11 protein-coding genes are annotated in these 14,242 nt (G+C 46.2%); 10 read left to right on the forward strand and 1 reads right to left on the reverse strand.

What is annotated here, in order from left to right:
* Window positions 1-24: 24 nt before the first annotated feature.
* The 5 genes from OB236_RS19720 (at window position 25) to OB236_RS19740 (ending at window position 6,108) form a co-directional block, all read left to right on the forward strand.
* Window positions 25-897 (forward strand): carbohydrate ABC transporter permease, encoded by an 873-nt coding sequence (locus OB236_RS19720; protein ID WP_262685536.1) that lies wholly within the window; start codon window positions 25-27, stop codon window positions 895-897.
* A gap of 37 nt (window positions 898-934) precedes the next feature.
* Window positions 935-3,439 (forward strand): alpha-mannosidase, encoded by a 2,505-nt coding sequence (locus tag OB236_RS19725; protein ID WP_262685537.1) that lies wholly within the window; start codon window positions 935-937, stop codon window positions 3,437-3,439.
* Between the two features lie 63 nt (window positions 3,440-3,502).
* Window positions 3,503-4,138: a D-sedoheptulose-7-phosphate isomerase gene (locus tag OB236_RS19730; protein WP_076233666.1), complete on the forward strand. Its 636-nt coding sequence runs from the start codon at window positions 3,503-3,505 to the stop codon at window positions 4,136-4,138.
* Window positions 4,135-5,133 carry an ROK family protein gene (locus tag OB236_RS19735; RefSeq protein ID WP_262685538.1) on the forward strand — a complete coding sequence of 333 codons (999 nt, stop codon included), beginning with the start codon at window positions 4,135-4,137 and terminating at the stop codon, window positions 5,131-5,133. The genes OB236_RS19730 and OB236_RS19735 overlap by 4 nt, the downstream gene beginning before the upstream one ends.
* A 57-nt stretch (window positions 5,134-5,190) precedes the next feature.
* The gene (locus OB236_RS19740; protein ID WP_262685539.1) at window positions 5,191-6,108 is read left to right on the forward strand and encodes a dihydrodipicolinate synthase family protein; all 918 of its coding nucleotides are present in this window, start codon (window positions 5,191-5,193) and stop codon (window positions 6,106-6,108) included.
* A gap of 178 nt (window positions 6,109-6,286) precedes the next feature.
* Here the strand turns inward: OB236_RS19740 and OB236_RS19745 are convergent, their stop codons facing one another.
* Window positions 6,287-7,210, reverse strand: a complete 924-nt coding sequence (locus tag OB236_RS19745; RefSeq protein ID WP_262685540.1) for a S66 peptidase family protein — start codon at window positions 7,208-7,210, stop codon at window positions 6,287-6,289.
* A gap of 616 nt (window positions 7,211-7,826) precedes the next feature.
* Here OB236_RS19745 and OB236_RS19750 point away from each other — a divergent pair.
* The 5 genes from OB236_RS19750 to OB236_RS19770 all read left to right on the forward strand — a co-directional run bounded on the left by OB236_RS19750 (window position 7,827) and on the right by OB236_RS19770 (window position 14,152).
* Entirely contained in the window at window positions 7,827-9,188 is a 1,362-nt protein-coding gene (locus OB236_RS19750; protein WP_262685541.1) for an MATE family efflux transporter, read from the forward strand.
* A 16-nt stretch (window positions 9,189-9,204) separates the two neighbouring features.
* Complete coding sequence (locus tag OB236_RS19755; RefSeq protein WP_262685542.1) at window positions 9,205-9,813, forward strand: TetR/AcrR family transcriptional regulator; 609 nt, start codon at window positions 9,205-9,207, stop codon at window positions 9,811-9,813.
* Window positions 9,814-9,951: 138 nt separating this feature from the next.
* A complete protein-coding gene (locus tag OB236_RS19760) occupies window positions 9,952-10,896 on the forward strand; it encodes an NAD(P)/FAD-dependent oxidoreductase (RefSeq protein ID WP_262685915.1) in 945 nt (314 codons plus the stop codon).
* Between the two features lie 147 nt (window positions 10,897-11,043).
* Window positions 11,044-12,792: a sensor histidine kinase gene (locus OB236_RS19765; protein WP_262685543.1), complete on the forward strand. Its 1,749-nt coding sequence runs from the start codon at window positions 11,044-11,046 to the stop codon at window positions 12,790-12,792.
* Window positions 12,785-14,152, forward strand: a complete 1,368-nt coding sequence (locus OB236_RS19770; protein WP_262685544.1) for a response regulator transcription factor — start codon at window positions 12,785-12,787, stop codon at window positions 14,150-14,152. The genes OB236_RS19765 and OB236_RS19770 overlap by 8 nt, the downstream gene beginning before the upstream one ends.
* Window positions 14,153-14,242 lie beyond the last annotated feature (90 nt).

Consider the following 14,242-nt stretch of genomic DNA (forward strand, 5'->3'; position numbering starts at 1 on the left):
ATCCTTGAGGAGGACAACTACGGGATGAGACTTAACAAAATAAGTCCCTTTGACATTGTGAATGTGCTGCTCATGCTGGTTTTAATCATTGTTACGATCTATCCCCTCTATTATATGGCAATTGTGTCCGTAAGCTCGGGTATTGCGGTGCAGAGGGGCGATGTATTTTTGTACCCGATTGAGTTTTCATTGAAAGCTTACGGGATTGTTATGGATGATCCGGCCATTCTGCGTTCCTATACGAACACGCTGCTGTACACCTCGCTTGGTGTCATTGTCAATTTATTGATGACGACGCTGTGCGCATACCCGCTCTCGAAAAGGTATTTATACGGAAGATCGCTGTTTGCCTTTTTCGTTGTATTTACGATGTTTTTCGATGGCGGATTGATTCCAAGGTATACAGTCGTTCATTCGCTCGGCATGGTGAATACGATATGGGCGCTGCTGATTCCGACAGCGGTCAATGTGTTCAACATGATTTTGATGCGAACCTTCTTTGAGGAAATACCGGAAGCCCTCTATGAGTCGGCTACGGTGGATGGTGCTGGAGAATTAAAAATATTATGGAAGATCGTGCTGCCGTTATCGCTGCCGGTTATGGCGACGATGTTTATCTTTTATGCGGTAGCGCACTGGAACAGCTTCTTCCCGGCTTTGATTTATTTGAACGATAAATCCATGTTCCCGCTGCAAATTCTTGTACGGAACATTGTCGTTCAGGGCGAGCTTACTTCACAAGCAACAGAAACAGGCTCTGCCGAAGGCATTACGATGATGGCTCAAAATATTAAGTATGCCGTCGTATTCGTAGTCATTTTACCGATTCTGCTGGTGTACCCGTTTGTTCAAAAGTATTTCATACAGGGCGCGATGCTGGGAGCGGTAAAGGGTTAGTTAATCATGAGAAAACTATTTCAAAGGAGCAGTGGATATGTCGGAAAATACGAAGGTTCATCTTATTGGTAATGCCCATCTCGACCCGGTTTGGTTATGGCAGTGGCAGGAGGGTTATGCGGAAATCAAGGCAACGTTCCGCTCTGCCCTGGATCGCTTGAACGAATTTCCCGAGTTTGTGTTTACGTGCGCTTGCGCCGCCTACTATCAATGGGTAGAGGAAAATGCTCCTAATATGTTTGCAGAAATCCGTGAGCGGGTTGCCGAAGGGCGTTGGGTCATAACCGGGGGGTGGTGGATCCAGCCGGATTGCAACTTGCCGTCAGGTGAATCCTTTGCGCGTCACAGCTTGTATGGACAGCGCTACTTCCAGGAAAAATTCGGGATCATGGCGACCGTTGGCTATAACGTCGATTCGTTTGGTCATCACGGGATGATGCCGCAAATTTTAAAACAAAGCGGTATGGACTATTACTTGTTTATGCGTCCTGAAGAGCATGAGAAGCATCTGGAAAATGATTTGTTTTGGTGGGAGTCCGAGGATGGCAGCCGCGTGATGACCTTCCGTTTGTCAGACAGCTATGCCAATTTCACGAAGCATGGCAAGGATGCCAAAATTCTCAAGCATCAGCGGCTTGCCAAAGAAAAAGGTCACGACTACATGTCGTTCTATGGAGTGGGCAACCATGGTGGCGGACCGACGGTAGCTAACCTGCAGCTGATCGATGAAATTCGTGAGGAGCATGGCCGGGAACAAATTATTTTAAGCTCGCCGAATCAGTTTTTTACCGATATGGTCACGGAAAATCCGGCGATTCCTGTTGTCAAGGATGAAATGCAGCGTCATGCTATTGGCTGCTACTCTGCGCATTCCGAGTCTAAAGCGAACAATCGTCGCGCTGAGCATCGATTACTGAGCGCTGAGAAATTCTCTTCTTTCGCCAATGTGTTGTTGGGGCTTCCTTATCCGAAGGCACCACTCAACCTGGCTTGGGAAAACGTCATGTTTAATCAGTTCCATGATATTATGGGCGGCTGCAGCATCAAGGAAGCCTTTGACGATGTGAGAGAGTTTCACGGAGAAGCATTGGCTATTGGCGCGAGAACACTGAACGCGGCTTTACAAAAAATATCGTGGGCGATCGATACGATGAAGCCCGAGGTCAAGTCACTGAGCAAGGATAAGGATTGGCAAACCTGGGAGCAGGATGATTTGGGAGCACCTATCGTTGTGTTTAACCCTTTGTCCTGGGAAGTCGAGACGCTTGTTAAAGTGAACAAGAAGCTGACAAGTGTTACTGACGAAGCGGGTACGCCGATTCCGCTCCAGACTGTACGCGCGTCACGGACAAATGGAAGAGACGACAAGTGGGACTCGTTAATCACGGCTCGTGTTCCTGCGTTTGGCTATCGTGTTTATTGGACTTACCGCGATAAGGACATTCCAGCGGCACCACTCGCAGGAGAGGTTCTTGTGGATAACAATGTCTTGGAAAATGCTCAGATCCGCGTGCAAGTGGATGCTCATACCGGTTACATCAGCAGTATTCTCGACAAGTTGACGAATACCGAGCTGCTGAACGGCAAGGGCGCTGTGCCGATTGTGATCGACGAGCATCACAGTGATACATGGGGCCATCATCTGGTGCAATACCGGGATGAAATCGGCCGCTTTGGAGATGCGCAAATCAAGGTGCTGGAGCAAGGTCCACTGCGCGTTACACTTCGTGTGACGAGCTATTATAACAACTCTGTGCTGCGTCAGGATATCAGTCTGGGCCATCATTCATCGGATATACAGGTTCGTGTGCAGCTGGACTGGAGAGAAAAACACAAGATGCTGAAGCTGTCCTTCCCTATTCATGTGGAGCAGCCACAGTCTGTCTCGGAAATTCCTTATGGCTTTATTGAGCGGCCGACGAATGGCAACGAGGTGCCAGGACAGCAATGGGTGGATGTATACGGTCTCGCACCGAATACTGCGGATGGTGAAGAGCAGCAGGTCAGAGGAATGGGGCTGCTGAATGATTCCAAATATGCGTATGACGTGCAGGGAAGCGAGATCCGAATGACAGTTGTCCGCAGTCCGATATTTGCCGATCATTTTAGCGAGCGTGACGATGATCAGGTTGAATATATGGATCAAGGTGTACAGGAATTCGGTTATACACTTGTACCTCACTCCGGCAGCTGGAAGGACGGCAGATTGGTCCAAAAGGCAAATGAGCTTAATGTTCCGCCGCTGCTCATGTGGGAAACTTACCATGAAGGATCGCTTCCGCAAATATCAGAGGGTATTGTCATTTCTGAGGCTGCTATTGTGGCAACGACGTTCAAGCGTGCGGAGGAAGGCGACGGATGGATCGTTCGCTGCTATGAGACCTTGGGGCAGGAAACCGAATCCGCGTTCAAGCTGCCTGCACTGCAGCGTGAGTGGAGCGCAGCGTTCCGCAAATGTGAAATCAAGACATTTTTTGTTCCCGACGATACAGGCTTAGCTGTGAAAGAAGTCAATTTCGTTGAATTGGCTGAAACCGAGTAAAGTGAATAATCTGAACCAAGTCAAGTGAACGAGCTAACTTTATTTATGTAAAGGAGCATACCGATGAGTGCAGTGCTTGATGTAATGTGTGATAAATACCCGGAGTTGGTTGTGTGTCTGCCTGATGTGGAGAAAGCTGCTGAGCTGCTGAAGCAAACGTTCCATGGAGGGGGCAAGCTGCTGCTGTGCGGTAACGGCGGAAGCGCATCCGACAGCGAGCATATTGTAGGCGAATTAATGAAAGGCTTTCGATCCAAGCGATACTTGTCGGACGAAGCACGAAGCTCATTTCTCAAGGAATTCCCCGATGCTGGGGATTTCCTTGCCGATCATTTGCAGGGAGCACTGCCTGCGATATCTTTGGTCAGTCATTCGGCCTTGATAACCGCATATGCCAACGATGTGTCAGCGGAAATGATCTTTGCCCAGCAGGTTTACGGATACGGCAAGCGAGGAGATACACTGCTTGGACTGAGCACCTCCGGCAATTCCGCAAACGTCGCCCGGGCGATCCAGGTCGCTAAGGTTCAAGGTCTTCATACCATCGGTCTTACTGGGAATCAAGGCGGTCAGATGGCGGAGCTTTGCGATGTAACCATTCGAGTGCCATGGGAGCTGACGCCTGATATTCAAGAACGGCATTTGCCGATTTACCATGCCTTGTGCATCATGCTGGAGGAGGAGTTTTTCCCCTCATGAGTATTTTGGCCGGTATCGATATTGGAGGCACCAAATGTGCGGTAAGTCTGGGAGTTATGGGGGATAGGGCTGACCAGCAGATCGAAATTATTGCCAAACGACGCTTTGCTACTTTATCAGGCGCGGAGGCCAATATAGCTCGATTGTTAAGCGAGCTGGAAGAACTGCTAATCGAGGCTGGTCAAGGAGATGCTGAACATGGGCAGCTCGAAGCGATAGGCATCAGCTGCGGCGGTCCATTGAACAGCAAAGCGGGACTCATTCTGTCACCGCCGAATTTGCCAGACTGGTCCCGTGTCGATATCGTCACTCCATTTCGCGAGCGCTTCGCTGTGCCTGTCGGCTTGCAAAATGATGCCAACGCGTGCGCATTGGCAGAATGGAAATGGGGTGCCGGTCAGGGCAGTCGCAATATGATCTTTCTCACCTTCGGCACCGGGATGGGAGCCGGTTTGATTCTGGATGGCAGGCTGTATTCGGGAACGTCAGATATGGCTGGAGAAGTTGGACATATGCGTCTCTCTCCAACAGGTCCTGTCGGTTATGGAAAAGCGGGCTCCTTTGAGGGCTTCTGCAGTGGCGGGGGTATTGCTGAGCTCGGACGTATGGAAGCAGCACGTTTATTTAAGGAAGGAAGGACTCCTTCCTTTTGTGCTGAGCCTGGCGCTATACCTGCGATTACAGCGGAAGCTATCGGTGAGGCGGCGCAGCGCGGGGAAGCGGACGCGTTTGATATTTTTCAAACGGTAGCTCGTCAATTAGGCCGCGGCTTGGCGATTCTTGTGGATATCCTGAATCCCGAAGTCATCGTGATCGGCAGTATTTACGGCAGACAGCTTCCTTTGTTGGAACGGGTGATGCAAGAGGAGCTGCAGCGCGAAGCGCTCTCCCATTCGTTGTCCGTGTGCCGGATCCTGCCTGCTGGACTGAAAGAACAGGTCGGTGATTACGCCGGTTTATCCGTAGCGTTGAATCAACTGATAACAGCCAATTAACAGTCACTGCTCAATGAGCAATGAAGCAACATTAATAATAAAGGGTGGGAATACAAAATGGGGAACACGATTGCGAATGGCGTATGGCCAACGATGCTCACGCCGTTCACAGAAAATAATCAATTGGATGAGCCTGCCTTGGAGCGGCTGGTGGATTGGTATATCGAGCAGGGCGTACATGGTTTGTTTGCCGTATGCAATTCTAGTGAGATGTTCAAGCTGAGCCTGGACGAACGCGTGAAGGCGACCCGGATTGTCGTCAGACAGGCTTCCGGCCGTGTGCCGGTTATTGCATCCGGACATATCTCAGATTCTATCGAAGACCAGATTGAGGAAATTAAGCAAATATGGGCTGAAGGGATTGAGGCCTTCGTCATGCTGAGCAACCGTTTGGCAGCAGAGCACGAATCCGATGAGGTATGGAAGGCTAACGCGGAGCGTATTCTGCAGGCGATTCCCGATGTCAAATTCGGGATTTACGAATGCCCTTATCCTTATAAAAGACTGATGAACCCCGCACTGCTGGAGTGGTGCATCTCGACAGGACGTTTCTTGTTCCTTAAGGATACGTGCTGCGATATTGTTGAGATCAAGGCTCGGCTTGAGGTGCTTAAGGGAACCGGACTGAAGCTTTTTAATGCCAATTCGGCAACACTGCTGGAATCACTGAAGCTCGGAGCTTCAGGTTTTAGCGGAATCATGGCCAATCATCATCCGAATTTATATGTGTGGCTAGCTGAGAATTGGAATACACAGCCGGAGAAGGCCGAGCAGGTTCAGGACTACGTGGGTCTCGCCTCGGGGATCGAAGGTCAATATTATCCGGTAGATGCCAAATACAACATCCAGCTGTCAGGCGTTCCGATCACACTGACTACACGTGTCAAGGATGGCGCGGGTCTCCAGCCGCATCAGCGTACACTGGTGGAGCAGTTGAAGCGTTATTCGGATCGATTGATGGCGGAGCTGAAGTAAGATTAGTAGATTAGTTATATTTGGCACTTTCCTGTGTCTACTTGTCTATAACAAAATCCTCCAAGTAGACACAAAGAAAGTAGCCTAATTTCATGAAGTTAAAGCCAATCGATCGATTATTCACAGCAATATACGATTGCTGATGTCATGAAGCGTGTCGATTTTTTTGCAATTCGAATTAATAGCTGACTGTAGGCTCAAGCACAGTTAAAGTATTATTGAACGTATTCAGATTTACCATTGCTCCTATAGGGATCGCAGCTTTATATTGACCGTGGGCACTTGCCAGATTCGTCATAAGAGGTTTGCCAAGGGGTACAACGAATTCATTAATCAGATCTTGATATGACTTTCCATAGGCATCTGCACAATCCGTACATTCCCCCATAATAATTCCAACACAATTCGCGAATTTGCCAGCCAACTTTAAATGGTTCAAATACCTGTATATCGTGTTGATGGGTTCATGCGTATCCTCCAGGAATAATATTTTCCCCCTCGTATCGATTTCAAAAGGTGTGCCCAAAGTATCAACCAAGGAAGTCAGATTACCCCCGACTATGGGGCCAACGACGTTACCACCCACCCTGCTCACCAACGGCAATCCTGGCGGATTTTGGATTTCCCTGTATAAAGCTAACGAAGACGTTGCAGAAAAAAATTGGTTGAAACTATACGCAGGCGTATCTGGTTTGAAATCGATAAGCATGAGACTATGGAAAGTAATCAAATTTGAAAATTGGTATAGGGCATTCAGCAAAACGGTTATATCACTATAGCCGGATATAATTTTGGGATGGCTCTGGATGAAACGATAATCAAGATAGGGGATTATTCCGGCAACCCCGACACCCCCTCGGGTGGGTAGGATCATTTTCACCTGATTGTTTTCAAATATTCTCATCAAATCCATAGCCCTTTGCTGATCGGTACCCGCTATAAAACCATTTTGGACATATACATATTGACCCAAAACAACATTAAACCCCATACTTTTAAGAAAATTAATGTTTGCATCTATAACCTCTGCCTCCAATGGACTACCCAAAGTAACAACCCCGATGGTATCGCCTTTTTGCAAAATAGCCGGTCGAATTGCCATTCGTACACCTTCCTCCTCAAAATTGCATATGTAACTTCATTTCTTTAATGTATATGGACAAATTCGATGAGCCATAACACAAAAAAGCCTCAAATTTCGAGGCTTTAGCTTTAGTATTGATTGTTATTAATGGAAATGGGGGATGGTATTATAATCAATGATGCAATCGTCTACGTTCAAATACTATAATATTGTGTCTAATAGATACTATACGGAAACGATTGTTCAAGAGGCAGCGTTCAGCGCGCAGTAAGCGGCCACCGATAAATAAAAAACCTCTACATGGAAATACACTGCCAATAATTCGAAAAGCTCTAATAACTCGAATACCAGCAATCCGACGGAACTCTATTGTTACGACATCATTTCTTATATGAGACATAACCTTTCACCTCACTTTCGTATATGAAACTACTCATAGTAGATGCAAGTAGAATTCCAATTGGAACTGCTAGTACCCTTCGGGCTTCACAAATCCGCTAGTGGCATTTCTAGTTGTGATGGTTACCTACAGCCCTTGTATTGACTTGAAAAGTTGTATCCTTTCATTGTATGTGCTACAATTTATACCGAACGTTCAGTATAATAAAATGAATGTTCAGATAGGAGCTTCAACATGAGAGAACAACACACGACACACCTACTGGATACTCAATCGGTTGGTCGAGCTTTCCTTCGTTATTTGATCCCTTCCATGCTGGGGATGCTGCTGGTCGCTGTCAACATTGTCGTCGATGGTGTCATGGTAGGAAACAAGCTGGGGTCCACGGCGCTCGCAGGCTTGGGCATTGCAAGTCCTGTATATACGATATTTGTCGCGATGTCACTCTGGATTGGTATCGGGAGTGCAACCTTATATTCACAGGCAATGGGTGCGAAGGAGCATCATAAGGCACAAACTATCTTTTCGTATTCCGTGACGATTATTACCGTAGCAACACTCGTGATAGGCATCACTGCCTTTATGTTTCGTGATCCGCTCATCTATGCGCTTGGTGCTAATGCCGAGACATATCCCTATGCGTCTGCCTATATGAATGTGATGCTGCTGTTCGGATTTGTATTTACTATAGAGAATGCTGTGAGTATCTTTGTCCGTAATGACGGTAATCCTAATCTGTCGATGATGGCGCAGATTACCTTTGCACTGTCTAACATTGTTATCAACTATTTTGTTTTATATGTGTTCGAGCTGGGGGTTGCCAGCGTGGCTATGGGGACGATCATTGCTGCATTTCTTGGTTTAATGGTACTCTTCACCCATTTTCTTAGAAAAACGAATCATCTGAAGCTGCGGCGGTTCAAATGGGATAAGGCACTCCTGATTACAGTTATCATTGTAGGATTTCCAAGCTTTCTGGCTGAGGTTGGTATTTCCGTATTCACGATTTCGCATAATGTTTCGTTGGAAAAGTATGCCGGGACAGACGGGGTCGCTGCATTTTCTATTATGAGCTATATTCACAGCATTATTTTGCTGACCTTCTTGGGAATGGGCTCGGCGATCCAGCCACTAATCAGCTATTATCATGGAGCTCGGCAGGATGAACGGAAGCGGCAAACGATCCGAATTGCTGTCCGCACGGCGCTTGGAGCGGGAGCTGTCCTACTGCTGATTGTACAGCTGGCAACATTACCGATCGTTGGCATTTTTGGGCATTTTAGCAGTCAGGTCACAGCTCATGCTGTCCATGGGCTCAGGATTTTCGTAATCGCCTATCTGTTTATGGGCATTAATTTTGTGATGATGACTTATTATCAATCAATCGGCAGTATGAGGATGGCAATCTGGATCACGGCAGCGAGGGAAATGATTCTTATGCTGGCTTTCATTACAGTGCTTCCAAGGTTCATGGGGATCACGGGGATCTGGATGGCTGTTCCCTTGTCAGAATGTATTGTACTGATTACGATTGTTATTTATTATAGGAGGCAGGGATCTTTAGGGAAACATTCATTGCGTAAGGCTGGTATCTAAAAAGGAGATGGACCCGATGAATAAAAAACAGCTGCAGAGTGAGCAGACTAAAAAAAAGGTAGCTGAAGCCGCAAGGGCATTATTTGCCCAAAAAGGGTATACAGCCACATCCATTGAGGATATTGTAGCCGCTACGGGAAGCAGCAAAGGGAATATTTATTATCATTTTCATAACAAAGAGGGATTATTCCTGTATTTGCTGGACGAATGGGATCGGGATTGGAAGGAACAATGGGCTGAGAAGGAAAAGCTGTACACAACCGTGGAAGAAAAATTATATGGGTTTGCCGAACATCTCGTCGTGAATGATCTGAACCACCCACTAACCAAAGCTACAGATGAATTTATATACAGCGAATGGGCAAGAAATGATGTACAGGAAGAGGTAGCCAATTATCTTTCTGACCATGTGCAATTGAACCAAAGGATGCTTCAGCAGGCAATGGACGCGGGTGAACTGAAGTCGGCTGACGCACGGACACTTGGGTTTATATTGGAGGGATTGCTAATGGGGCTTGGCGAAATGTCCAAACGTTCCCCCAACCATGAAGCGACATTGAACATTTATCGTCAAGCCATTCATGTGTTTCTCCATGGCACAGTCGTCCATAAGCCAAGGGCCTAACGCTAATAGATATATGGATATGGAATAAATTGGATGATAATAGATCGCTTCATCATCGTTTTTTATTGGAAAGCTTGGAGAATCTAATGAAAAACGATGAGGGGTCACAGGCCATTGGATACTTCCAAATACGATTGTATGATTATTGGGGGAGGTATTGCGGGCTTACAGGGAGCGATCCAGCTCGGCAGGTATAAGCACCGCGTACTCGTTATAGATAAGGGTGAAGGTCGTTCAAGCCTCTGCAGGAGCTATCACAATATACTCGGTTGGCCGGACGGGGTGTCGGGCAATGAGCTTCGCAGTCTTGGTAAATTGCAGGCGGAACGACTTGGCGTGCAGTTCATACAAGATGAGGTAACTGGCCTTGTAAGATCAGAAGACGGATTGATGATAGGCAGATCAAAGGGCAATCAAAGCCTTCAGGCTAAGACCGTATTGCTTGCAATGGGGTTGAGTGACAGGTTCCCGGCGCTGCCCGGACTTGAGCAATGTCTCGGTTTAACGGTGTATGTATGTCCCGATTGCGACGGTTACGAAGTTAATGGCCGACAAACCATCGTTATGGGTGCCGGTAATGTCGGTGCTGTCATGGCGCTGACGTTGACCTACTGGACCCAAGCTATCACGTATATCAATCATGAGTGGCAGAATAAAACCGTTGATGATGAACATTTGGAGAAGCTGGCTTCACATGGCATCGTCCATATCGACGCAGCGTTGTCAGAGGTGGTAAGAAGTGAATTCAACGGTGATTTTCAGGGTGTTTTTCTGGATGACGGACGTATGATTGCAGGCGAACGGGGCTTTATCGCTTTTGGCGGGAATCATGTTCATTCGGAGCTCGCTCGTCAAGTGGGCATTGAGTGCCTGGAAAATAAGCATATCCTCACGGACCCACGCACCAAGATGACCAACATACCTGGCATATGGGCGGCAGGTGATATCGGTGTGCATGCGGAGCAGCTGACAATAGCGATGGGCGAAGGCTCTCAGGCAGCGATATGGATTCACAAGGAGCTAGTAGGAGCACATAGAGTCACGCCAACTTACAGACGAGATCTTCAGCTTGAACATCATTGAATACGTCGATTACCGTATATGGATAGAGTAAGCAGAGTTCATTCTGCTCGCTCTATTCATTTTTATTTTCACTACCTGCAGCATTGCATGTTAAAATACTACTTGAAATCCCCATACAAAAAATGGATATCAAAGGAGTGATCATTATTGAAAGCGGTAACACCCTTGTTAAAAGGCCTGTCATCTGTACTCCCGTCTTCGTTTAAGGGCAGGCTGTACATTATGCTGTTTGTTTGTTCCTTTGTTCCCTTATTGCTAATCGGAGGTTTGTCGGTGTATTCGATTTCCTCCATTCTCAATAACAAAATTGATAAAGGACTGCTAAACCACTTGAATCAGGTCATGATCAATCTGCAAAAAACTTTAGATTATTTAGATTACAGCTCCCAGCAATTCACGACCAACGGATTAATCGGAAAGGATCTAAACCAAATTCTGCTAACCGATGATCTGACTGAAACGATGCCGCTGCACAATGAGATGAAAAAAAATATTAATTTACTCAATTTCACCAATCCGACGATAGGCTTAACGATGTTCTATGATAAAAAAAGCAAGCAGGTTTTATTTTCCAATTTATTGACATCCGATCTTGACCTGGAACGACTGCCCACCTTAACAAGAACGAACGGTGCAGTGTACTATGGTCCGCATAAAACTCATTATAAATACAACGATGAAAATATGGTTTTTTCGATTAGCAGAAAATTCGATATATCCGGCGGAAATCCGCTCACTTCGGAGGTTATTATTTATACGGAGACGAATTTTAAAATATTTCAACAAATTCTGAATACGACCCAATATGGGATGAGTGCCTTCCATTTGCTGTTGGATGAGGATGGCAAGATTTTGTACTCCGATAACAATGATTTGTTTCTTGCAGGAAGTATGTATAAGGAAAAAGAACAGGATCGTTTTCGGGTTTTCAGTGATACGAACAGCCACGGCTGGACACTTGTGCTTTATATAGACCGGCAAGCTTATAATATGGAGCTGGTTAGATGGCTGGTAGCCTTTTTCGTTGTCATTATGATTTCGGTATCCATCAGTATTTTTATGGCGGTTAAAATATTAAATTATGTATACAATCCATTGTTAAATATAAAAAAGGGTATGGTTCTGGTAGCTTCCAACAAAATGGACTCTGAGCTGAGCCGCAGCGGATTGGATGAATTTGATTATATCATTGAACAATTTAATAGCATGAATTACAAAATCAAGGAATTAATCCTACGTGTTGAGCAGCAGGAAATACGAAAGCGTGAAACCGAAGTCGCGAAGCTGATGGCACAAATCAATCCGCATTTTTTGTATAACACCTTGAATACTGTACAGTGGTTGGCGAGGATGAAGGGTGAAACCGAGATAGATCGTTTCGTTGCCTTATTTACGAATGTATTAAATTATAACTTGACCAAAGAAGGACTGATCGTAAGCATTCGTGAGGAAGTGGAGGTCTTGAAAAATTACATAGAGCTGCAAAAAATTCGCTACGATTATTTGTTCGATGTTCGATTAACAGTCGATGAGCAGACTTGGGGGGATCGTGTTCCCCGGTTTTTACTGCAGCCTATCGTTGAGAACTCCCTTTATCATGGGCTTAGGGACGAAGGCGGCATCATCGAGGTCACGGTACGAAGAACTGAGGATCATCAGTTATTGATTCTTGTTCGTGATAACGGCTATGGAATGTCTGAAGACAAAATCAAGCAATTGCTGTCCGGGGAAAACCGCAGTCAAACCGGAATGGGTATCGGCCTCAGCTATGTGGACATGACCATTCAAAGTAATTATGGCTCGAAGGGCAGGATGGAAATTGAGAGTGTACAAGGATCTGGAACAACGGTGCAAATTATTATTCCACTAACCGGAGAGGGGATTCATCATGATTAAAGCTATGATAGCCGACGATGAGACATTGGTCAGGAAAGGGCTCATTACCGTCATGCCGTGGGAGAAATTCGACATCCGTATTGTAGGAGAAGCTTCGAATGGCCTTCGTGCCTTGGAGCTTATTCAAAGCCAGGAGGTCGATTTGTTATTTACAGATTTGATGATGCCCGAATTGAACGGCTTGGAGTTAATGAGAAAACTTAATGCCACACATCCGCATATTCAGGTGGTCGTGCTGACATGTTATCCGGAATTTGAATATGTGCAGGAATCGCTTCGGCTTGGAGCCATTGATTATATTCTGAAAACCCAACTGGAGCATGAAAAGATGGATGCCGTGCTGCAGCAAATTGTTCAGCGATACCATGCAAGACAAGCTTCCTCGCAAAATGTCGTACAGCGTTATGGAGATAGCGGTTGGTTATTCATGACGGACCAGCCGAATGTTGATTATTCCGCTCTTGTGCGCAAGTATGAGGCTGAACGATTAATTCCTATCGGAGAAGACCTATGGTTTATGATTGAGCGGCTGTCCGATTCAGAGCAGCTGATCCGGGAGTGGTTGGATAATGATGCTAAGTGCGGTTGGATTACAGGAAGAGTTCTGCTGCACAAATGGGAGACACTGCAGGAGCTTCAATCACAGGTGCGCTGCTATTATGAACGGGAATTGTTTTACCGTTACGAACCAGGCATTCGATATTACGATGTGGTAATCCCCTTGACCGATTCGGACGTTCTGCAGGATTGGAAGGAAAGTGACCTGGCTGCATTAACGAATCAATGGGTTTCAAGAGACTGGATTACGGATGATGCACTGTTTCAGTCGATGCTCGAACAGTTAACGACGGCAAGGCTGCCAGTGAAGCAGCTGCGCCGCTTGTTCTATGATGCGATAGTGAGATGGAATTTTGCTGAGAAATGTCAAATAGCGGAGTGGCTGTACAGCATCGACCAACTGACCTTTATGGAGGATTGGAAAGCGTTGTTGATGAGGACGAGAGATACCGTTAGAAGCATGTACAAGAGGGAGCAATATCCGAATGAGATTGTGACGGGTATCTGGAAAGCTATTGAATACATGCAGCAGCAGGATCAATTGAATTTCACGCAAGAGCAGATCGCCAAAGCCGCAAATATGAGCAGAGGATATTTCAGTCAATGCTTTAAGGAGATTACCGGCAAGGGCTTCCAGGAGTATGTCAGTGATATGCGCTTGGACAGGGCCAAAGAACTGTTAACGACGACGACGATCCCGATTTATATCATAGCAGAGCAGTCCGGGTTTAAAGATGAAAAATACTTCAGTCGTTTGTTTTTGGCAAAAGTCGGCAAGCTCCCTTCGGACTATCGGAGTTAACACCGTTGTATCTTCTTAACTTTCTATGAAAAATGTTGTTATCAGGTAAGAAAATTGTTGGCGCTTACACATTCCTCCCCATGCAATTTC

This window comes from Paenibacillus baimaensis (genome assembly GCF_025567575.1).